This is a genomic window from Halomonas sp. AOP7-E1-9, assembly GCF_052376035.1.
Classification (GTDB): Bacteria; Pseudomonadota; Gammaproteobacteria; order Pseudomonadales; family Halomonadaceae; genus Vreelandella; species Vreelandella citrativorans.
Genome location: NZ_JBQSVC010000008.1, coordinates 43,510 through 64,139 on the forward strand (window position 1 = coordinate 43,510; position 20,630 = coordinate 64,139).

Sequence of the window (20,630 nt, forward strand, 5' to 3'; positions counted from 1 at the left end):
CAGCGGGCGCCTCGTCGTCTAGCGTCGAAGTTGAAAAAGTGTCATGCCCTATGCCTATCAGAAACGAGTCAACAACAAATAGCGACGCCACGAAGCGGGCCTCGTGGCGTCGGCACTGCCTGGGAGAGAATTAACGCAGCGATTCGGGAACGTCGATGCCGGCTTCCTCGTAATAGCGCAGAGCGCCGGGGTGCAGCATACCTGCCATATTTTCGAGCTGTTCCGGGGTAATACCGCCCCACCACGCGGTCTCTTCGGCCATGGCATCACGGCGTTCCCAGAAGGTTTTGGTCAACGTATACGCGGTTTCGTCATCCATTTGTGATGTGGTATACGCCATGACCGGCAGCGACGTGGTTTGTACGTCCTCATCAATACCTGGGTAGGTGCCGCCAGGAATTACCTGACGCGGCGCGCCGGTCATGTCGATCTGCTCGTCAGTGAGACTCACCATCGCAATCGGCATGCCCGCAGCCACTTCGATAATATTGGGCGTTGGGTAAGAGCTTGCGGTTACAAAGCCGTCAATCTGCCCATTTTTTAACGCGTCGGGGCCGCTGCCCAAGGCAGCATCGGCAACCTGTACGCTCTCTTCCAATCCAAACAGCGCCAAGTAACGCGCGGCTTCACGTGCGCCGAACGTGCCCCGGCCAATCAGGATATGTTTATCTTCAAGTTCCTCAATACCCACGACACCTTTATCCTCGCCCAGGATGAAGTGCATGGTAATCGCTGGAATGGGAAACAGGCCGCGGATCTCCTGAAAACGTGGGTTCTGACGTTCAGCAAAAGGTCCTTCACCCGCCATGGCCTGGTCAACCAATGCAGGCGGTGTGGTAAAAACATAGTTACCCTGGCGCGCCATGACTTCCATCACGTTTTGCACCGAGCCTTGGCTCTCTTCCAGGGTAAGAATAATAGCGTCATCCGTGCCTTGGCGAATGGCTTCTGATAACTCGACGCCCATCTGATAATAAGCCGTTCCCGCCGTTGCCGACTTATAGGTAACGCGGGTTTCCGCTTGGGCAGCCAGGCTAAGTGAAAGCGTGGTGGCTACGAGTAAGGGTGTGCATAAAGCAGAGCGTATAAAGGGGAGCATGTGTCAATTCCTGGTATCCAGCGACCTCAACGGCCTGATTTTTTTGTCGCGCTGAAAGAATAATAAACGCCAGCGGGCCAGGTCGTGAACAGTGCCCCGCCTAGCGCCGCTAACATTAGCATGTAATACGCCGAGCAGGAACGCTGTGCCTCAACGGAGTAGCCCGACCAAGACAGCCCGAATTCGATGCATAGGCAGCACTGACGGGCAATAATGGCAAACAGAGTATGGCACTCATCGTTCGTCTTACTGCATCGCTTATCGCTTGCAACTTTGGTTTATTACCATAAAGATTAATCACTGTTAAAATGTATCGCACTTTATCAACAAACTTACTATTAGCTAAATGGGTAATTTGCTAAAAAAAGATGCCATGGCGAGTTAATAAACGATCTTTATTCGGTTTTATTCTTTATTTAGAAAACAGGCAATTTGTTATACTTAACGCCGCTTATTAACCCTTCCTACCACCTTTAAATAAGGATAAACGCATCATGTTGACGCAGGATTGCGACCCAGGCCAGCCGAGATTTTCTCGTCGCTGGCTTTTTTTGTTAGCCCCCTTACTATTTTTCTATAGCGTGTCGACCTTTGCTGTGACGGGTGAGATTGATTTAACGACATCTTTTATCGGTTTTTTTGCTGTCGCCATTTTTGTTTTGGCATATGCCTTGGTGATGGCAGAAGAAAAGATTCATATGCGTAAATCAAAGCCAGTGCTAATAGCGGCAGGTATTATTTGGAGCCTCATCGGCTGGGTGTACGTTCAAAACGGCATGTCAGAAACCTCAGAATATGCGTTTCGCATGACCCTTTTAGAGTTCACCGAGCTGATGCTGTTCCTGCTGGTGGCCATGACGTATATCAACGCCATGGAGGAGCGTCGAGTATTTGATGCTCTGCGCTCCTGGATGCTGCGTAAAGGATTTAACTATCGCACGCTTTTCTGGCTGACCGGCGGCTTGGCATTTATTCTTTCACCGATTGCCGATAACTTAACCACCGCGCTGCTAATGTGTGCCGTCATCACCAAGGTGGCCGAAGGTGACAAGCGCTTTATTAACCTGGCGTGCATTAATATTGTGGTCGCCGCCAACGCGGGGGGCGCCTTTAGCCCATTTGGAGACATCACCACGCTGATGGTATGGCAGGCAGGCATTCTTCAATTCCAGGAGTTTTTTACTCTTTTCCTCCCTTCGTTGGTTAACTTCCTGATTCCGGCCATGATCATGAGCCTGTTTATCAAGGACCAAAAGCCCGGTAGCGTGTATGAGGATGTGCAACTGAAACGCGGTGCACGACGGATTATCGTGCTTTTCTTACTGACCATTTTAACCGCCGTCATCTGCCACACCTTCTTACACTTGCCGCCCGTGCTTGGCATGATGACAGGGCTTGGTTATCTTCAGTTCTTTGGCTTCTACCTACGCAAGAGCCTGCCCCGTTCGCTGGAGCGTAAGCGTGAACGCTACAGTCGTCGTGGGGATAACAAGAAACTGGCGCAGTTAGGTAGCGTGGTACCGTTTGACGTATTTAACCGCGTGGCGCGGGCCGAGTGGGACACACTGCTGTTTTTCTACGGCGTAGTGATGTGCGTAGGTGGGCTTGGCTTTATGGGCTACCTTGGCTTGCTGTCCGAGGCGCTTTATACCAACTGGGATGCTACGTGGGCGAACATTGTGTTGGGTGTGGTCTCCGCTGTGGTGGATAACATTCCCGTGATGTTTGCGGTGCTCACCATGCAGCCTGAAATGTCTGACGGGCAGTGGCTATTGATCACCCTAACCGCTGGTGTTGGAGGCAGCCTGCTCTCTATTGGTTCAGCAGCTGGCGTTGCGGTTATGGGCCAAGCACGCGGCGCTTATACCTTTATGGGCCACTTACGCTGGGCGCCGGTTATTCTATTGGGCTACATCGCCAGTATTGCCGTTCATTTATGGCTTAATGCAGGAAGCTTTACCGCCGCTTAAGACAGCTTGATACGCTGCTTTTAACACACCTCCTCACCACAATAGATAACGCCCTTATCCAGGGCGTTATCGTTTAGCTTTTAATAGCTTTCAAACAAGCGATCAATGGATGTCGGGCGGCCAAACAGGTAACCCTGATAACGATAACAGCCATGACCTTTTAGCCAATCCAACTGCTCCTGCTTCTCGACCCCTTCGGCTACCACCGTTAACCCAAGGCTCACTGCCAGCAAAATGGTGGTATCGACGATGGCCGCATCCGCTTTATCGGTTAAAAGCTCACGGATAAACGACTGGTCAATCTTTAGTTCATCCAAGGGCAGTCGTTTAAGATAGCTTAACGACGAGTAGCCAGTACCAAAGTCATCAATCGCAAAGCGAACACCTTGCGCGCGCAGTTTGAGCATTGTATTGCGCACGCGTGTTGGATCTCGCATTAACAGGCTTTCGGTGACTTCCAGCACCAGCCGCCCAGGCGGCGCTTGGGTCTGAGCAAGAAGACCTTCCAAGTTGCGTACAAATTCAGGCTGCTGAAACTGTACCGAGCTCACGTTAACGGAAATCGTCAGCGCAGCATAAGTGGCCTGGTTGGCCCACTTGGCAAGCTGCTCGCAGGCAGAATGAAGCACCCAATAACCAATGGGTATAATTAGCCCATTCTCTTCTGCTAGAGGAATAAAGGTCGATGGCGGCACCCAGCCTCGCTGGGGGTGACACCAGCGTAAAAGCGCCTCCACACCGGTGGTAATGCCTTGATGATTTACCTGAGTTTGATAGTGCAACGCCAGCTCATGACGTGCCAGCGCATGGTGTAAATCGGCTTCAAGGTTGGCCCGCTCGATCAAGCGTGTTTGCATACTGCGATTAAAAAAGCGCAGCGTATTCCCACCCGCGGCTTTAGCCTGCTGAAGTGCCAAGTCGGCCTGTTGGAGCACGCTGTTCATACTATGATCAGAGCCATCGAATAGCGTAATACCAATACTGGCGTTGACGGGCAGCGAACGCCCCGTACGCAGTTTGGAGATAGCGTCCAACAACTGCTTAGCTGTGCGTTCAGCGCTTAGCGCAGCATCCGCCTGATGCTCGCCCAGCTTTGCCAGTAGCGCAACAAACTCATCCCCACTAAAGCGGGCCAACACAGCCCCTTCTGGTAACAGCGACCGCACCTGCTTGGCCACATCAATTAACAACTGGTCGCCACTTTCATGGCCCTGAATATCGTTAACGAGATGAAAGTTATCCAGATCAATGGTCAGCAGTGCGCTATAGAGATGGGGCGTATTCTTCTGCTCAATTTTCCCGCTTAACGACTCCATCAATAAGCGTCGATTAGGCAGGCCTGTCAGCGCATCGTAAAACGCCAGATGATTGGTACGCGATTGCAGCTCAAGGTAATCGGTTAGTTCAGTGGAAATACCGCACAGACTCGCGGGCTCGCCTGGGGAGAGGGACAACGGCATTTTAATAGTAACAAACGTGCGAACCTTATCGTTGTGCCGTAGTACGTTACTCTCTTCGAGCGTTATTTTTTTGCCTGATTCCATCACACTGCGGTCAATCTGGGCTATTTCATTCGCGGTTGTGCGATCAAAAAATGCCTCGTCGCTCTTACCCAGAATTTGCTCTTTCGGCAGCCCAAAGAGCTCAACCACCCGCTGGTTGACAAACTGGTAATGTAACGAGGGTGTTTTGATATAGATGTAGGCGTCCACGTTATTAAGAATAGTGGCCAGCATGGCCTCATTAGCATCGAGCTGTGCCCTATTTAGCGTGACACGCCGTTTAAGCCACCATGCACTGCCTAGTGCCACAGCCAGTAGCGCCGTTAACAGGCCAAGCCCGCCCCATAACCAGGTAGAGATCGTATCGGGTGGCGTTTCGGCACGCCAGGAACGCAGTATCCTAAAATACGCTGAACGTGGATTTTGCTTCCAACCAAGCAGCACATCGTCGATACGGTTCAGTATGGTTGCCGACAAAGTAGGCGACCCGGCATAGAACAGCCGGATAGGTTGAAAGATGATGGGCGTTTCATATAGCCCATAGTCCTGCGCGCGCCAGTCTCCGAAGATGTGGTCGGTAACCGCCAGGTCCGCATCCCCCATGGCCACGGCTTGAAAAGCATCCGCATAGCTATCAACGGGCAACCAGGTGACCGCAACACCGAAGCGTTCTGTCACGGCGCTCAGGTAGTTCTGTTGAATAGAGCCATCTACAATGGCGACGCGTTTTTGTTCAAGGTCAAGAATCGCCTCGACCCGCTCGTTTTCGCGCTGATAAATCTGCGACCAGCTTTGGATAATCGGTTCACGATGAAACGCGATACGTTCACCACGCTCTTCACCCCAGGCAGTCCCGGGCAATATATCGATATCACCCTGTTCAAGCAGGGTAAGACAGTGGTGGAATTCGCAGGCAATACTCTCAAGCTGCCAATCCTCTTCTTGTGCAATTGCTGCAAGCAGCTCACCCAAAATGCCGCGCAAACGCCCCTGGTCATCCACGAATATTTTTGGCGGATTGTTATAAACGCCCACCAACAAGGTGTCGCTGGCCATGCTTGAAAAAGCCAAACTCCAGAGGCCCAGCAACGTAGCGGCCTTAATAGCGCCTCTGCGTGTACGAGCAAGCAGTCGTCCTGACATCAACCACAGCGGGTGAGTAACGTATCCAGCCTTATCCTGCATCGTCCTGTTACTCGCCTGGCATAGTGAGCGGGCCTGCTCGCTCGACCACACGCTGCCAGGCAGGGTCAGCATCAATACGCGCTACAAACCGCATAATGGCGGGATACGTTGTCAGCGTTTGGGTGGCAGCTATGGCCTGAAGAGGAAAGCTCATTTGAATATCGGCCCCGCTTGGCCACTCTCCTGCAAAGTTCTCTTTACGCGCTAAATGATCTTCGATAAAGCCCAGATGCTGTTTAAGCTGAGGCGCTAAAAATTGCTGACTAACCTTATCGCCAATGCCTTTAGCGAGCGGTTTAATTAACCAGGGAGACTGTGCGGGTATCTTTTTAAACACCAGTTGCATCACCAGCAGTGGCATTAAAGAGCCTTCGGCATAATGTAGCCAATAGCGGTAATCAACCCAGTCGGCGATATTATCGGCAGAGGGTTGCAAGCGCTCTTTTCCGTAGGTGTGTATTAAGTAATCAATGATTGCCCCTGACTCTGCAATCACTAACTCGCCATCCATAATGACTGGGGACTTACCTAAAGGATGAATGTTTTTTAGTGCTTCAGGCGCCTGCTGAGTTTTACGATCACGCTGATATACATGGATGTCATAGTCCAACGCAAGCACTTCGAGAAGCCATAAAATTCTATGTGAGCGCGACTTTTCCAAATGATGGACGTGAATCATAAAGTACTCCATGAAGACGATGTAATACGCAGGCGCTAGGCCTGCAGCAGTTGTCCTTTTACTGCAAGCTTAGTTAGCGTAGCAGCGTTGCCCCTCATGGAGTACATATATCCAGGTAAAAAAAGGTCTTATGTTCGATTAATGCGCCGCACATGTATCCACCTATCCATTGGTGACCATTTCCCTCGCAGCCAAGGCGACAGTAACCGTGTGGAGAGTGGAATAAACACAAACACCATCACTGGCGTTAATATCAGAGTGCTCACTAACACGCGCGGGATCAGTGCCCAATCGGCCAACATCCCGCCAAATACCCACTGAAAGAGTAACGAGATAGGAAAAAAGGCCAACCAAACGGCAACGGCCTGCTTCCAGCGAGGCGGCACACTGCCTGAGCCGGTTTGAAACCAGGCATCCAACCCCGTGGCACGGTGCTCATGAGGCGCATCATAAAGCCCCTTGCCGCGCACAAGCCAGGCATGACGTGAAGCCGAGTGCTCCCATGCATGGAGCGTTTCACTGCTGCTAAAGCGGAAGATAATCTGATATTCATCGTGATGCTCGGGTGGCGCTAGCACTCCTGAGCCCAGATAACCTGGAAAATCAGCCGCTAGCTCGCGACCTTCGTTCAACCACCGATTAAAATCATGGTAACGGCCACTGGCAATGCGCCGAGCTACCATCAATGTGACAGGTGAGGCAGACATGGTATATCTCCTGATATAACCACAACCAATGCTGGGTAAGCAGGTTGTAAACGACCCGGCGGATAAGCCTGATCGCGTTAACGGCATAAGCGAGGGATACCGCTTATGAGATGACGTAATTATATAGACAATAGCAATGCCATGTGGGTTATTTAACAGGTGCCGTTAAGCCATCTTAAGCGCTCTAAGCGTGCAGCCTATGCATTAACGATAGGAGAGCGGATGGATACTCGTAAAGCGCCCTTGCGCTGAGAACTCCAGCCGGAAAACGCCATGAACACCGTTTTTCCCTACCACACGTCGAATAGCATCGGAGGGAAACACCACCCAACGCCCATCCACGCTGCGGGTACGCACGTTGGCAACGCGCCCTTCATAATGGGCCAAGCATTCATCGGGACTAAGATGGAGAATCACATCAATGGACGGCATAGCGGTATCAGTTAAAAACGGTTATCCAGCAAGTGACATGCCCTTGCACGCTTCTATTGGTTTACGAATGCGCTATAGTAACGCAACCGTACAATAACGTAATGACTCAAACGGCGGTAACTGCTTATGGATGCGACCATCAGTGCTTTTTCCCCGGTTGGGGCAGCATATACCACGACCTCCCATCGTGGGTCGTCGACTGTCGACACCGAGGACACGCTAAAAGCGCCTTCCACCTCCGAAGGCGAAACGGCCAAAACAGATAATGAGGCGGCTGCCCCTACGCGCCCCGATGGAACGCCTCTAGCGCCGGAAGAAATCAAGCTGATTGAGCAGTTAAAGCAGACCGACCGGAATGTTCGTCAGCATGAGATGGCTCACCAGATTACCGGCGGGGCCTATACTGGCGGCGCCACTTACGAATATGAAATAGGCCCCGATGGAAAGAAGTACGCCGTTGCGGGTGAAGTGCCTATCGATTACGGCCCTATCCCGGGGGACCCACAGGCCACTATCGAGAAAATGCAGACGGTGATTGCTGCCGCGCTGGCGCCAGCCGACCCGTCGCCAAAAGACGTGCAGGTAGCCGCTCAAGCCCGCCAATACTTGCTGGAAGCCCGCCTTGAGGCTTCCCAGCAAGAGAGCGCCACAAGATCTGCGCAGAGTGAACCTGAGCAGAACGAGCCTGAAGCGGCCGACTCGGAACAAGCCGCTTAACCGCTGCCCCGAAGCCGCAGCGCTTATGGAAGTTATGTAAGCGACTGCCAATCGGCTCGTAACGGCCATCGCAAAAGCCAAGCATTAGGGCTGCTTTTTCGGCCCGAAGAGAACTCATTAAAAAGCGACCTTACGTCCCATAAGGTGGGATGTAATCGTAAGTAGGTGCGTTAAAGGTGCAGGCAAGGTATCAAGGTGCAAGTGCAGCGGCGCCTAAAAAGCGCTGCTGCCAGTAGTCGACATCCAAGGGAACGCTGACCACGGCGCGACCACTTCCCGGTGCATGGATCATCTGCTGGTTACCGCGATAGATGCCTACATGCGTGGCCTTGCTACGCTCTCCAAAGAAGAGCAGGTCGCCAGGCTTGGGGGTATTGGCTGAAGGTAGCGCACGGAACTGTGCGTCTGCGGTGCGCGGTACGCGCATACCGGCCGCGCGATACGCCATTTCAACAAGCCCCGAGCAGTCGAGGCCGTCGGGCGTATTGCCGCCAAAGCGGTAAGGCGTGCCAATGGCCTGCTGAGCGTGGGCCAGGATCAGCACGCGCTCCATGGAGAGCCCTTCGCGGGATTCGGCGGGCGAGGAAGGGGGTGCGATAGCGACATCACGGCTGGCACAGCCCGAAAGCCACATTAACATCATCAAAGCGAACGTAAACCTTCCCAACGTGATGGGCATTAGCTGCTCTCCTTGTGGCAATGCCCTTATCATGGCGCAAACTGAAGGGCAGCGCCAAGCTCAACTAACGGCCAATCCACTCAATAAAGCTGGTTTCGCCTAACGCATGGCGTTCGTGGCGTACACGACTCATCGCAGCGTAAGGCAAATCCATTGCCAATACACGCCCTAACGGTTGCCCCAGCACCTGGCGCAGCAGGCCATTGCAAACAAACAGATGCGCCACTACCAACACATGCTTACCGGGCGGGTTTGCCAACACGTTTTGCCATACTTCAGCAAGCCGTGAATCAAAAACATCCATCGCCTCGCCCTGCGGTGGTGATACAGTCTCGGGGCTGTTCCAGAAAGCGCTCATCGGCGCGGAGCCCTCCTCGCTAAACACCTCAGCGTGGGTTTTGCCCTCCCAGCGTCCCAAGTGCAATTCGGCAAGATCGTCTTCAATCTGTACTGGCAACTCAAACTCTTCACCTAACCACAGCGCAAACTCACGACAGCGCATAAGCGGCGAGGTAAGCACCGCATCGTAAGGCGGCCTGCCGTCAACGGTATGGCGCATGATGGCATCCGTTACCTGCTGCCAGCCGGTTTCACTCAGCGGATGGTCAGTAGAACCGCGCAGCATACGCCCGCCAACGGGTTCGCCATGGCGCAGCAAATCAATGGTGGTGACATCAGCATCAGGAAACCGCATTCAGAACTCCTCGCTTGGCGATTTATCAGTCCATGGGTTAAATAATCGCGTGGCGGACACGGGCGGATATCCATTCCGAGACCAATACCGTGGCGAAGATCATGACAAAAATAACGCTGACCTGCTTCCAGGCAAGCATATTGATAGAGGCATTCAACTGAAGCCCGATCCCCCCAGCGCCCACCAGGCCAAGCACGGTGGATTCACGAATATTGATATCCCACCGGTAAACACTGATACCCGCAAACGCTGGCATGATCTGAGGCAGAACGCCGTAGTTCATAATCTGTAATCGGCTGGCACCGGTTGCGCTGATGGCCTCGACAGGCGTCGGGTGAATTTCCTCAATGGCCTCATAAAGAAGCTTGCCTACAAACCCAATAGAGCGCAGCGCAATGGCGATAATGCCTGCCAGGACGCCTGGACCCAAGATCGTTACCAACAGCATGGCCCAAATCAGCGAATTGATAGAGCGTGACGACACGATCACCATCAACGCCAGGCTTCGCACAAGAGGATGCGGAGTCGTGTTACGCGCGGCAAGAAACGCCACAGGAAACGCCATCACTATTCCCAAGGTGGTGCCCAGGGTGGCAATGTTCAGCGTGTCCCACATGGGTTTCCACAGCACATTGGCGTATTCCCATTTGGGGGGCATCATCCGGCTTAAAAGATCACTGCCCTGGCGTCCAGCATCCTCAACAAACACCCACATGGTGTTGTCGGAAATCACCTTCCAGCAGAACAGGAACAGGCTAACCCCAACGAGCCATGCACTAAATTGCAGCCACTGGGCACGCGTGGTACGTAGCCGCCATACCGGGATCCCTTGCCGGGAGGTTGAAACAGGCATATAGATTCTCCGGAGATTACTGCGTCCAACGGCGGACATGGCTAGAGCTGTATTCGCACAGCAGCACAATAGCGATGATGATCAACAAAATGGCGGCCGACGTATCGTACTCATAGCGGCTAAGCGAGGTATTCAGCGTGGCGCCTATTCCGCCTGCACCAACAATGCCGATCACTGACGACTCACGAAAATTGATATCCAAACGGTACATGGAAAGGCCAATTAAGCGCGGCATGACTTGAGGCTGAATGGCGTGATTCATGGTTTGCCACCAGCTGGCGCCGGTCGCTCTCACTGCCTCTACCTGGCGCCAATCCAGGTCTTCAACATCTTCTGCCAACAGCTTGGCCATAAAGCCGATAGTGGCAAACGCCAGCGTAATCATCCCCGCCAGCGGGCCAAAGCCAAACATCACCACAAACATGATCGCAATAATGATCTCTTGAAAGGTACGTGAGACGGCAATGATGCTACGGCACACGAAATAAATCGGCAGCGGCGCAATGTTGCGTGCAGCGCCTAATCCCACGGGGATCGCGAGCGCCACCCCAATGACCGTGGAGGTAAGCGTCATGGTCAAACTCTCGACCAGCCCATTGATAATATCGTTACCACGGCTGAAAAAATCAGGCTGCGCAAACGCGCTAATAAAACGCAGCCCGCGGCTGGTACCTTCCGCCACACGTGCCCAGTTCACCTCAACAGAGGCCAGCGCCAACCCCAGGTAAGCCACCACACCCAAGGCAATAGCCCAACGCAACCACTGGCTATGCACAAGAGGTAACCGACGCCAATGCCCCTGGCGGGCCGCGTGTTGGCGGGCTTCAAAATACGCAGAGCTCTGCTCACTCATGGCGCTACCCCAGCCATCTCAACTGCGACAGAGCGACGCTCACAGGAAACGGCTTCACTGTCAGGCTCATCGGCAGGTTCAGGGGAGGTATCCCAATCCTCTTCGCCATAAATCGTGGTGAGAATCTCGCTGGTTAGCTCGTCAGGGCGGCCATCAAACACGATCTGGCCAGCCCGCAGACCCACAATACGGTCCGCAAACTGCTGGGCGAGCGCCACGTCATGAATATTGATAATCGTCGCCAACTCGCGCTCAGCACAAAGCTCACGAATCAGGCGCATAATCTGGCGTGAGGTTTTGGGGTCCAGGCTGGCGGTTGGCTCATCTACCAGTAGCAGCTTGGGGCTTTGTAACAGTGCCCGAGCAATCCCCACTCGCTGACGTTGGCCACCGGACAACGCATCGGCGCGCTTATCAATAGCATGAGGCAGGCCTACCCGCTCAAGCAGACGAAACGCTTCAGCGACGGCATCCTGCGGATAGCGACGCAAAAAGCTACGCCAGAAGCCCACGTAGCCAAGCCGTCCGGAAAGCACGTTTTCCATCACGGTCAGGCGGTCAACCAGCGCATACTCCTGAAAAATCATGCCCATTGAGCGGCGTGCCTTACGCAGGCCGCTGCCCGAAAGCCTGGTAAGCTCTGTTCCTTCCAGGCAAATGCTGCCCGCCGTAGGCTCTACCAAGCGATTTACACAGCGAATCAGGGTGCTTTTACCCGCACCAGAGGGGCCGATAAGCGCCATCACCTGGCCTTTAGGCAGGGTAAGTTCGATATCGGTAAGCGCACGGTCCCCGGTTGGATAGCGTTTGGTAACGCCGCTGAGTGTCAACATCGCTCTATCTCATCTACATAATGTAACGGCCAGAAGGGATTAACCTTCTGGCCGAGTAACTGCAAAATTAAGGGCTTACTTAGTCACATTCGTACGTCACACCGTTAGCATCGGCGATCGTGCGGATAACGGACCAGTGCTCTTCATAGGTAATCGGCATAAATTGCGCTTCACCCGAGTTGGCAAACTCAGCCTGTAGCGCAGACCCTTCCCAGTCGTAGCTGAAGAACGCGTCTTGGATCTGTTCAGCCAGTTCAGGCTTCAAGTTATGCGCCAAACCGTACGCTGTGGTGGGGAAGGTTTCTGAGGTGTAGATAATGTCGTAATCGCCTTCATTAACTACGCCCCGGGCAATCATGCGCGTGCCAACGGAGTTAGCAATGGCCGCTGCGTCGTAGTCTTGATTCACAACGCCCAGAATGGAGTTATCGTGGGAACCCGAGAACGCTGTCTCGAAGGCTTCCCCTGCTTCCATGCCATATTCAGAACGCAGCAGCGCAGAAGGTGCCCGGAAGCCTGAGTTAGAGGTCTCAGAAGTAAACGCCAATTGGCGGCCTTCGAGGTCTTCAACCGACTCAATACCGCTACCTGGATAGGTGATGATTTCCATTTCATAGCCATAGCTGCCGTCGTCTGCTGCCATAATGGCAAACGGACGGAAGCCACCGCAGTTCACGGCAACCGGAACACCACCGGTGTTAAAGCCCGCTACATGCAGGCGGCCAGCGCGCAGCGCTTCTTGCTGTGCCGCGTTGGACTGCACCGGGAAGAACTGAACGTCTTTGCCTGTGGCTTCACTCAGATGGTCCAAAAAACCGGCCCAAACATCCGCGTAAACAGCCGGGTCTTCAACCGGTGTATAAGCAAATACCAACGTATCGGGGTCGACCCACTGCGACTCGTCCGTGGGTGCATCCGCCACCATGTCGCCGTCGTTATCAACATAGCGCGCAGAGAGGTCTGCCGATGCATTAACGGCAACCAGAGCAAAGGCACTGACAACAGCAGCGCTGATCAAAGTACGGGGAAGAGTCACAGCATGCATACGTCACCTGGAAGGTTGTTCAAAGATAGCGCCATCCTGCCGACGCTAGATGACAACACCGCGACACTTAAGTGACCACTTGATGACGGTTTCAAAACACTTAATGCAGCTCTACCAATAGCCCTGCCTGCATGGCCACATCAAACAAGCGCAGCGGCGGTGTTTTAGGCCCACGTATCAGACCTTCATAGCCGTAAATAGAGTGCTGGCTGGCATCCGCGATGGGTTGAAACAACACGTGCAGATCTTCTGATTCAATAACACGGTTAAGCCATTGAGCTTCCTGGGCGGTCAACGGCTGAATGCCTCTTGTATTAGAGACGGTGTTAGAGGCAGTTTGCAAAGGCTTTTTACGAGGACTGTCTAGTTAGCAAGCGTGCGACTTTTTTATGACACTGACGTGACAGTTAGCGCGCTAAAATAGCTTACGTGTGCAGGGTAGTGGGCGGACGAACGTCAGGGAATAGCCTCTAAAGGGGACGTGCTTGAGGTCATGGCGCCAAGCGTGAACGCAAGCGTCGATGCTGCAATCAAGCTTGCCGCATGTGCCTCGGAGCGTGCCAGCCTTGCATCCAGAAGGCCGGACTCCGCCGCAGTAGCCTCAGTGATAGTGCCTACCCCGTTGCGATAAGCATCAAAGGCCGCGTCGTAAGTCACCGCTGCCGCTTCGGTCAACGCATCAGCGGCGTCAAAAGCTGCCAGTGAGGAGCGCAGTGCATCAGCAGCAACGACCATCTCGCGCATCGCCGTGTTGCGAATTTTCTCGAATGCCGCTTCGGCTGAAGCCGTGACAGAGACTGCCTGCTGGCGTTTGGCGGCAAGAAGGCCGCCATCATAGATAGGCATTGTCACCCCCAGGAACACCCCGGTGCCTGTGGTCTGGTTGCCAATACTGGGCAAATGACCAATGCTCAGATTTTTCTTGTTGGTTCCCGTGGCGGCGGCAACAAATACCCGGGGCATGAAGTCGGCATCGGCGGCACGCTCTGTCGCTTTGGCAGCTTGCAGCTCAGCATAGCTGGCCAGCACATCCGGCCGCTTGCTGAGTGCCGCCTCAATCGCAGAATCCACCGATGCCAACTCGTCAATACCCGGTAGCGGGCGATTCGATGCGCTGGCCACCTCGACCTGTGTCGTCGGCGAAGCACCGAGAGCACTCAACAACTCCTGATACTGATCGCGCAGCATACTCTGTGCCTGCACCATCCGCAGGTTGGATTGGGCGACAAGCTGGCGGGCTTGAGCAACAGCGATGCTGGTGCCGGTGCCATTGGCGTAGCGGGACTCAGCAGCATCCTGCAGCAGGCGGTTGTTGACCAGCACCTCCTCAGCAATCGCCAGCCTGTCCTTGGCAGCACCGTACTGGTAATAGCTACGCGTCACGTTGTAGATCACCGCCTGGTGGGCACCATTGAAGTTGACGTTGGCCGCATAGGCATTGTGCCGGGCGGCATCGCTGAGCGCTTCGCGCCGGCCAAAATCAAACACTAGCCACTGCAAAGCAAGGTTTGGCGCCACACCGCTGACGGTGGTATCGACATGGTGAGTGTCACCATCCAGCAACCCGCGATAAGGAATGCTGGTTTGCTGTCTGCCAGCAAACACATTGGCGGTCAGGATCGGCAGAAACGTGGCTTCCACCATTCCAGAGGCCAGCGCCAGCTGGCGCGCCTGCTCCCAGGCAATTCGGGTTGACGGGTTATGGCGTTGCGCAAAGTCTATCAGTTCGGGTAACTGATACACCTTGTCCGACTGTAGATCCTGTGACACCGGGTCTGGCAGCAAGCCGATATCAGCTGAACCTGACACGGAAAAATCGCCAGGTAGCACGGACTGACCTTGAGGCACCCAGGGTGTGCTGGGGGAGGCGGAAGTATTCTTCAGCGCATCCGTTGCACAGCCCTGCAGGCCCCCTATAGTGCCAAGAACAACGCCCAGAGCAATACAGGTTCTGAGCTTGGCTAATCTGAACACGCTAGCTTTTCTCAACATGCACAATCCGCTCTATCCGAGTGAGTTGCCGTTCTATATCACTATACGCGCCGTCGTCGAGGGGAGAGCCCTCGTAAGTCGAAGACGCCCTGTTACGTCGGTTTTCAAGCTCAGTGACCAGCTGTGACTTGAGTCGCTGCAGGCGCTCTTTGATAGTGCCGTCATCCTGTTCTGCCATGTAAAGCTGGCCGGTGAGGTCATTGAGTTCTTCAACAATTCTCTCCACGCGCTTCAGCTCATCAGCACTGGCACGCAGACGCGACGGCTCGAAAGGCACCATATCGAGCAGCTCTTCGGCCTGGCCCAGTGCAAAATATGCAGTAGATGCCGCCTGGGTGCGCAACTGTTGATCCTGCCTGGAAAGCGTACTGAGATCGCTCAAGGCATCCAACGCATCGTTGAGCTGCCGTGCCACTTGATTGATGACACTGCGTGGCCAGAACTGGGTGAAGATCACATAGATGACAAAAATACCCAGCAAAATTCCGTAGATACGGTTGCTGGCCTGGGAGATATCAAAGCTGGGGCCGAACCCGTTGAGGGTGGTCAGCAAGAAAGCCAAGGCGATCTGCACGCCGGCATAATAGATCCGCTCAGTACCTGATGACACCCAAGCACCGATCAGCACGCCAAAGAACACCAGCCCCATCAGGCCACCGACGGAGCTTAGGTGCGGCATGATAAAGGCTAACGAAAAGATCCCCATCGCTGCGCCAATCAGACAACCGACGATCCGCAACGTCAGTTTGCGCAGTGTTTCCCCCGTAGTGCCGAGCGCGGCCACATAACAGGTGATCATCGCCGTATGAATGCCATCCCACTGCATGCCGGTATAAATCAAATAGCAGAGCACTGCCGCGGCGGATGTCTTTAGCGCATAGCGCTGATGTATCGGGTTAGAAAACGCATCGGCAGCCAGCAAAGGTATTTTTCTCGGACGCGGTGGCTGTGCAGCGCCTCCATCCGGCTGTGACAAACCCTGTAAGGCGATATAAAGCGGCTGTAAGCCGGTTTCTGTCGCCTCCGGCGCCACCTGTAGCACTGGGCACGTATCATTGGCGATAGCATCCGCCGCTTGGCGTAACTCAACCGCCAGGTCACTCCTTGCTGCACGACTCAGGCTTTCAGGCAGGGCCTCCGCGATAATCAGGATGCGATAACTTGTCTCAGTGGCTCCGCTGAGCCAGCGAGAGCGTGCCGTCGATATCAGGTGCAGTAACTTGACGAGCTGCATTTGCTGCAACGAGTCATCATTACCTTCACTCACCAGGGTGTTAAAAGCTGTGGATGCTTGCTGTATCTCGATGCGGTCTGCCGCACAGCGCAGTCTTTCGACAATCCGGTTACGCACTAGTGTTTGCGAAGGGGTGCCGAACAGCAGGTTAAAAAGGATCATCAAAAACATCGGCATGCAGGCCATTTTCCATGCCATCAGCAAGCCTTTGTCAGCGACCTCACCAACCGGCACCATGGTCACCAGCGTCATGATAAAGGCGATCACCAAGCCAACAATGGCCGCCTGCTCGCCCAGCGGGGTCGCTGAACTGAGAAACAGGAAGATATACGAGGCGAAAAACATAACTGCCAGCCGCATGGCAGGGCTGTCGATGCTAACGTTGATGATCGGAATCATCAGCACCACCACGGTAGACGCCATCAAAATGACGCCCAAAGCCATAATGCAGTTCTTGACGGCATCCTGCTTGGACAGAAAAATGATCAGATAGCAGCTAATCGCGGCCTCAGGTATTTTCAGCAGCATGGCCGTTGCAGACACCAGAGCACACAGTAGCGCCACGCGCCAGGTCAGGCCCATCCTTCCGGGAAAGGGCTGGATATCCGCCCACGCCTGGCGGGCGATTTTCCCCCACGGAGATTCAGCAGCCATCGTGGTGGTGAACCGTTGCCACCGCCGATGCGCCGACACGCATCAATTCTGCTGGCGGGTCATCCAGCCGAATGCGGACGGGAAAGCGCTGCTGAACTCTCACCCAATCAAGAGATTTCGGCACAATCGGCAGCGATAACGGCAGGTCGATCAGGTCTTTCGAGGCCACGCCCCAGCCTATTCCCACCACCGTGCCTTTAATGGCACGGTCGCGGTTAGCCAGCGCGTATACCGTGGCGCAGTCACCGACAGCGATATTACCCAGCATGGTTTCGGTGAAGTTGGCCGAAGCATACCAGGTGTCCGTCTTGACCAGATTGAACTGGGACTGGGCAGGCAGCGCGTAGTCACCCACAGAAACGGTCACTCCGACAACCCGACCGTCGGCAGGCGCATAGACCCGAGTGCCGTCCAGCTCATGCTGGGCAATGTCCTGAGCGGCCCGGCGCGCTTCAATCAACGCCAGGGTTGCTTCATCATTACCCACCAGCGCCTCAGCAGCCTGACGCTGCTGAATCGCTTCCTGCAAGCTGATTTCGGCATTGCGTTTAACAGTACGCGCGTCGTGGATCTGCTGCTGAGAAACATACCCCTTGGACTCCATCGGCAGCAGACGGTCAAGGGTCTGGTTCGCCAGCGCCAGGTTTGTTGTGGCTCGATTAATTTGGGCCTCGGCAATTTCTGCATTGGCCTGCTCCGCGCGGATAGTTCGAGACTGATCACCACTGGCCGCCGTTGCCATGGCCAGGTCGGCCTGTGTCTGTTTCAGGGCCAGCCGATAGGCTGTGTCATCAATTTCCAGCAAAAGATCGCCCTTGCGGACAAAGTCGTTTTCCTCAACATGCAAGGCCACGATGCGGCCTGCGACCGACGGAGCAATGTGGACAATATCGGCCCTCAGAGTGGCATCATCTGACAGCGGATTGGCGCGCGCATTCTCGTAGCTGTGGTAAGCCAGAACAGCAGCGCCCGCAATGATGGCAATGGCGATCACGGCTCCGACAATGGATGCTACCCGCTTGGAAGCATGACCTTTCATGATTCAGCGTCCAAAAAAAAGATGAGAAGATAACAGCGTCATGGCCAGCGTCAGCGACAGATATACCAGGACACGCCACGGAATGATGTCATCAAGCTTCGTCACCACGAAAATGACACGGATAAAAATCGTTACCACCACACCGATAAACAGCGAGATTAGCCAGTAAGGAAAGAAGCTACCAAACATGCCGACAGCCGGAGCGGCTGCCAAGGCCGGAGTGGCTGCCATCAACAAAAGGATCGCCAGAAAGGTTCTTTTCAGCAGCCGTTCTTTCCTGGCAGCGCCTGCTCTCAGCACCAGAGCCTCCTATTCATTGCAGTCTGCCCCTATCAAATCTGCCCCTATCAAAATAGTGCCCAACAGGGCCTTTTACTTTTGTTCGATCTTGATGAGGCGATGCACCTGGTGCATGCCATCCCCTAAGCATGCTTACTATGGCATGCGCGGTTCGCGGCTGTCTATGCCGCCGCCCGCGCTACACGCTATTCCAGCGAACAGCCCTGTTGTTTGCCATGCACTGACGTCAGATACATGTCATCAGATAAAGGGAAGGTCAGCGGGCGGGGGAAAGACAACGTCATTGCCGTTGGCGTCCAACTGGCGAATATCCACCGGGCGGCCCTCAATATCCAGCGTTACAAGGCCTATACCGCTGGCGTTCCAAAGCCGCTCGCCCGCGCTTGCCCCGCTGGGGTCACGCGGGTGGATACTCAGCTTGCGACGTTTGGTAAACCAGTTAAGCGGCGACCAGGGCGCGTAAAGCCATCGGTTAAGCCGATCAAAAGTATTTAGCAACTGCACGGGGAAAGTGTTCTTGATGCCGCTGGAGGTCACCTGCCATAAATGTGGCGCACGCTTTTGGCGACGCACAATAATGTCGTAAGCAAACGAGTAGTGCACATCGCCAGAGAGAATCACGTAATTGCCCGGCGTTTTGGAATGACGCCAGATTTGCAGCAATGTATTGGCGGCGCCACGGTGGGCCATCCAGTTCTCGGCATCCACCACCAGCGGCTTGCCCGCCCAAGTGAACATCTTCTGAACGCCTTCAATCAGCTTTACCCCAAACATGGGGGCTGGCGAGACGATGACAGCGCTTTTGCAACCCAATAGCGCCTGCTGCATTTCCATCAGCGCCTCCCAATCCATTAAGCCGGACGGCTGTTGGGGGCTACGCTCGCTACGCCAGCGGCGGGTGCGGGTATCCAAAACAATCAGCGCAGGCGTACCGGGCACCTGAAACTCCCACCCTTGAAAACGCAGTAGCCGTTCGATCAATGCATCCTGCCTGGCGCACGAAAGCGGCAGCCCTGGCTCACGGAACAATTCGGCCGCCTGTTCGACCAGCGGGTTAAGCTTATCCGGTGCATTGCCCCACCCCTGGCAGAGCAAATAGGCCACCAGCGCATTGCCAATAATGCGCTTTGAGAACGGATGACCATACGCACAGCGCTCCCAATCGGCGGTCAGGTTCCAGTCGTCGGTAACATCGTGGTCGTCAAAGATCATCAAGCTGGGCAAATGCGCCATTAACCGAGCGCACTGCGGTAACCCGACCACAAAATCATCCAAAGCCGCCTGCTCCTGGCGATAACGCTGGGCTGCTTTATCGTTAAGGGCAGGCATCGCTGGGGCAATCATTTGCCAAGCAACCGGCGACCACACTAAACAGTACATGGCGAGCATTTCCGCCAGTGTCATTAGATGATTGGAGGCGTTCGCCGAGGTAAACACCGGCTTTTTAACGCCGCCGAAAAATCGCTCGCGCAGCGCCACGTTGCTGGTGACATCAGGCAGCAGCGACTCACGCTGGTAATAGCTATCAGGCGAGGCATAAAGCGCCTGGCTATCCTCCACCGTGGCGCCCTCCAGCCGCTCATCGACTAGCCCTAAGCGTTCAATAAGTGCATGCACCGCACGCAGCATGGGGCCTGCAACATCATCCACATACACTTGGTCGCCGGTCATTAATAACCATGCTGGCCACTCTTTCGGCGCTTGCTGCTTGTCCGCCAGCCAGCTGTCGCCGCGCACTAACCCATCGGCGCTCGCATGGTGAGGCTTACGGCACGAACCGTGCATTAACCGGTGATGGCGTGAGGCAATGACAAAGGCAGGATAAGCAGCGCCTTCATGGCACAGCCAAGGCGCCCACTCGGGCAGCGCCTGCCACTCCCCCGTCGCCGCTTGAAGTCGCAGATCGTATTCGATGCGTTCATCAGTGGGTAGCGCGTGCGGCAAGCGCAGGTCAATCAAGTGAATAAACGCGTGCCGACCGATAGTCAGGCACTGGTGATGATCATTTAAGTGAAAGCGCTGCTCATCGCTGCCGCCCGGGAAAAGCACCAGCGACATATCAAGCGGGCGCGTTGCCACTAACCACAACACCAGGCGTGTGGGGCTAATGCGGCGCAATAGCGGGCCGACCAATACATCCGGCAACGCATCATCCATTGTCAT

Annotated in this window: 19 protein-coding genes; 2 read left to right on the plus strand and 17 right to left on the minus strand. The window is 54.6% G+C overall.

Going from position 1 to position 20,630, the window contains the following annotated elements; translation table 11 throughout:
- Positions 1-130: 130 nt before the first annotated feature.
- The gene (locus tag ACT3R4_RS06740; protein ID WP_441678195.1) at positions 131-1,099 is read right to left on the minus strand and encodes a TAXI family TRAP transporter solute-binding subunit; all 969 of its coding nucleotides are present in this window, start codon (positions 1,097-1,099) and stop codon (positions 131-133) included.
- A 494-nt stretch (positions 1,100-1,593) separates the two neighbouring features.
- Here ACT3R4_RS06740 and nhaD point away from each other — a divergent pair, with 494 nt between their 5' ends.
- Entirely contained in the window at positions 1,594-3,069 is a 1,476-nt protein-coding gene (nhaD, locus tag ACT3R4_RS06745) for a sodium:proton antiporter NhaD (protein ID WP_193053211.1), read from the plus strand.
- Between the two features lie 80 nt (positions 3,070-3,149).
- On the opposite strand, the gene ACT3R4_RS06750 is transcribed toward nhaD, so the two are convergent.
- The 4 genes from ACT3R4_RS06750 to ACT3R4_RS06765 all read right to left on the minus strand — a co-directional run bounded on the left by ACT3R4_RS06750 (position 3,150) and on the right by ACT3R4_RS06765 (position 7,574).
- A complete protein-coding gene (locus ACT3R4_RS06750; RefSeq protein WP_441678193.1) occupies positions 3,150-5,756 on the minus strand; it encodes an EAL domain-containing protein in 2,607 nt (868 codons plus the stop codon).
- A gap of 7 nt (positions 5,757-5,763) precedes the next feature.
- Positions 5,764-6,435, minus strand: coding sequence for a glutathione S-transferase (locus ACT3R4_RS06755; RefSeq protein WP_172117620.1), 672 nt, complete (start codon positions 6,433-6,435; stop codon positions 5,764-5,766).
- 128 nt (positions 6,436-6,563) lie between these two features.
- On the minus strand, positions 6,564-7,142 hold the full coding sequence (locus ACT3R4_RS06760; protein ID WP_441678191.1) for an antibiotic biosynthesis monooxygenase: 579 nt from the start codon (positions 7,140-7,142) through the stop codon (positions 6,564-6,566).
- Between the two features lie 204 nt (positions 7,143-7,346).
- The gene (locus ACT3R4_RS06765; protein ID WP_087108764.1) at positions 7,347-7,574 is read right to left on the minus strand and encodes a DUF2835 family protein; all 228 of its coding nucleotides are present in this window, start codon (positions 7,572-7,574) and stop codon (positions 7,347-7,349) included.
- A gap of 126 nt (positions 7,575-7,700) precedes the next feature.
- On the opposite strand from ACT3R4_RS06765, the gene ACT3R4_RS06770 reads away from it, so the two are divergent.
- The gene (locus tag ACT3R4_RS06770) at positions 7,701-8,291 is read left to right on the plus strand and encodes a putative metalloprotease CJM1_0395 family protein (RefSeq protein WP_441678189.1); all 591 of its coding nucleotides are present in this window, start codon (positions 7,701-7,703) and stop codon (positions 8,289-8,291) included.
- Between the two features lie 190 nt (positions 8,292-8,481).
- Here ACT3R4_RS06770 and ACT3R4_RS06775 read toward each other — a convergent pair whose 3' ends face one another.
- The 12 genes from ACT3R4_RS06775 to ACT3R4_RS06830 all read right to left on the minus strand — a co-directional run bounded on the left by ACT3R4_RS06775 (position 8,482) and on the right by ACT3R4_RS06830 (position 20,630).
- Entirely contained in the window at positions 8,482-8,970 is a 489-nt protein-coding gene (locus tag ACT3R4_RS06775) for a C40 family peptidase (protein ID WP_172117623.1), read from the minus strand.
- 64 nt (positions 8,971-9,034) lie between these two features.
- Entirely contained in the window at positions 9,035-9,664 is a 630-nt protein-coding gene (locus ACT3R4_RS06780) for a histidine phosphatase family protein (RefSeq protein ID WP_193056528.1), read from the minus strand.
- A 37-nt stretch (positions 9,665-9,701) separates the two neighbouring features.
- Positions 9,702-10,517, minus strand: a complete 816-nt coding sequence (gene phnE, locus ACT3R4_RS06785; RefSeq protein ID WP_441678187.1) for a phosphonate ABC transporter, permease protein PhnE — start codon at positions 10,515-10,517, stop codon at positions 9,702-9,704.
- Positions 10,518-10,533: 16 nt separating this feature from the next.
- Positions 10,534-11,370 carry a phosphonate ABC transporter, permease protein PhnE gene (phnE, locus tag ACT3R4_RS06790; protein WP_441678185.1) on the minus strand — a complete coding sequence of 279 codons (837 nt, stop codon included), beginning with the start codon at positions 11,368-11,370 and terminating at the stop codon, positions 10,534-10,536.
- Positions 11,367-12,203, minus strand: coding sequence for a phosphonate ABC transporter ATP-binding protein (gene phnC / locus ACT3R4_RS06795; protein WP_193056531.1), 837 nt, complete (start codon positions 12,201-12,203; stop codon positions 11,367-11,369). The genes phnE (ACT3R4_RS06790) and phnC overlap by 4 nt, the downstream gene beginning before the upstream one ends.
- Before the next feature lie 79 nt (positions 12,204-12,282).
- Positions 12,283-13,248: a phosphate/phosphite/phosphonate ABC transporter substrate-binding protein gene (gene phnD, locus ACT3R4_RS06800; protein WP_172117627.1), complete on the minus strand. Its 966-nt coding sequence runs from the start codon at positions 13,246-13,248 to the stop codon at positions 12,283-12,285.
- Between the two features lie 100 nt (positions 13,249-13,348).
- Positions 13,349-13,543, minus strand: a complete 195-nt coding sequence (locus tag ACT3R4_RS06805; protein WP_253927011.1) for an EAL domain-containing protein — start codon at positions 13,541-13,543, stop codon at positions 13,349-13,351.
- Between the two features lie 161 nt (positions 13,544-13,704).
- Positions 13,705-15,240, minus strand: a complete 1,536-nt coding sequence (locus ACT3R4_RS06810; RefSeq protein WP_441678183.1) for a TolC family protein — start codon at positions 15,238-15,240, stop codon at positions 13,705-13,707.
- Positions 15,224-17,128 carry an FUSC family protein gene (locus ACT3R4_RS06815; RefSeq protein WP_441678182.1) on the minus strand — a complete coding sequence of 635 codons (1,905 nt, stop codon included), beginning with the start codon at positions 17,126-17,128 and terminating at the stop codon, positions 15,224-15,226. Before ACT3R4_RS06815 ends, ACT3R4_RS06810 begins: the two co-directional genes overlap by 17 nt.
- Positions 17,118-18,167 carry a multidrug transporter subunit MdtN gene (mdtN, locus tag ACT3R4_RS06820; RefSeq protein ID WP_441678180.1) on the minus strand — a complete coding sequence of 350 codons (1,050 nt, stop codon included), beginning with the start codon at positions 18,165-18,167 and terminating at the stop codon, positions 17,118-17,120. Before mdtN ends, ACT3R4_RS06815 begins: the two co-directional genes overlap by 11 nt.
- Positions 18,168-18,170: 3 nt before the next feature.
- Entirely contained in the window at positions 18,171-18,467 is a 297-nt protein-coding gene (locus tag ACT3R4_RS06825) for a YtcA family lipoprotein (protein ID WP_441678179.1), read from the minus strand.
- Between the two features lie 240 nt (positions 18,468-18,707).
- A complete protein-coding gene (locus ACT3R4_RS06830; protein WP_441678177.1) occupies positions 18,708-20,630 on the minus strand; it encodes an alkaline phosphatase D family protein in 1,923 nt (640 codons plus the stop codon).

Bases quoted from the DNA above. Each gene is read 5' to 3' on its own strand.
- ACT3R4_RS06740 (WP_441678195.1), bottom strand. From the start codon at position 1,099: ATGCTCCCCTTTATACGCTCTGCTTTATGCACACCCTTACTCGTAGCC.
- nhaD (WP_193053211.1), top strand. From the start codon at position 1,594: ATGTTGACGCAGGATTGCGACCCAGGCCAGCCGAGATTTTCTCGTCGC.
- ACT3R4_RS06750 (WP_441678193.1), bottom strand. From the start codon at position 5,756: ATGCAGGATAAGGCTGGATACGTTACTCACCCGCTGTGGTTGATGTCA.
- ACT3R4_RS06755 (WP_172117620.1), bottom strand. From the start codon at position 6,435: ATGATTCACGTCCATCATTTGGAAAAGTCGCGCTCACATAGAATTTTA.
- ACT3R4_RS06760 (WP_441678191.1), bottom strand. From the start codon at position 7,142: ATGTCTGCCTCACCTGTCACATTGATGGTAGCTCGGCGCATTGCCAGT.
- ACT3R4_RS06765 (WP_087108764.1), bottom strand. From the start codon at position 7,574: ATGCCGTCCATTGATGTGATTCTCCATCTTAGTCCCGATGAATGCTTG.
- ACT3R4_RS06770 (WP_441678189.1), top strand. From the start codon at position 7,701: ATGGATGCGACCATCAGTGCTTTTTCCCCGGTTGGGGCAGCATATACC.
- ACT3R4_RS06775 (WP_172117623.1), bottom strand. From the start codon at position 8,970: ATGCCCATCACGTTGGGAAGGTTTACGTTCGCTTTGATGATGTTAATG.
- ACT3R4_RS06780 (WP_193056528.1), bottom strand. From the start codon at position 9,664: ATGCGGTTTCCTGATGCTGATGTCACCACCATTGATTTGCTGCGCCAT.
- phnE (WP_441678187.1), bottom strand. From the start codon at position 10,517: ATGCCTGTTTCAACCTCCCGGCAAGGGATCCCGGTATGGCGGCTACGT.
- phnE (WP_441678185.1), bottom strand. From the start codon at position 11,370: ATGAGTGAGCAGAGCTCTGCGTATTTTGAAGCCCGCCAACACGCGGCC.
- phnC (WP_193056531.1), bottom strand. From the start codon at position 12,203: ATGTTGACACTCAGCGGCGTTACCAAACGCTATCCAACCGGGGACCGT.
- phnD (WP_172117627.1), bottom strand. From the start codon at position 13,248: ATGCATGCTGTGACTCTTCCCCGTACTTTGATCAGCGCTGCTGTTGTC.
- ACT3R4_RS06810 (WP_441678183.1), bottom strand. From the start codon at position 15,240: ATGTTGAGAAAAGCTAGCGTGTTCAGATTAGCCAAGCTCAGAACCTGT.
- ACT3R4_RS06815 (WP_441678182.1), bottom strand. From the start codon at position 17,128: ATGGCTGCTGAATCTCCGTGGGGGAAAATCGCCCGCCAGGCGTGGGCG.
- mdtN (WP_441678180.1), bottom strand. From the start codon at position 18,167: ATGAAAGGTCATGCTTCCAAGCGGGTAGCATCCATTGTCGGAGCCGTG.
- ACT3R4_RS06830 (WP_441678177.1), bottom strand. From the start codon at position 20,630: ATGACAATGGATGATGCGTTGCCGGATGTATTGGTCGGCCCGCTATTG.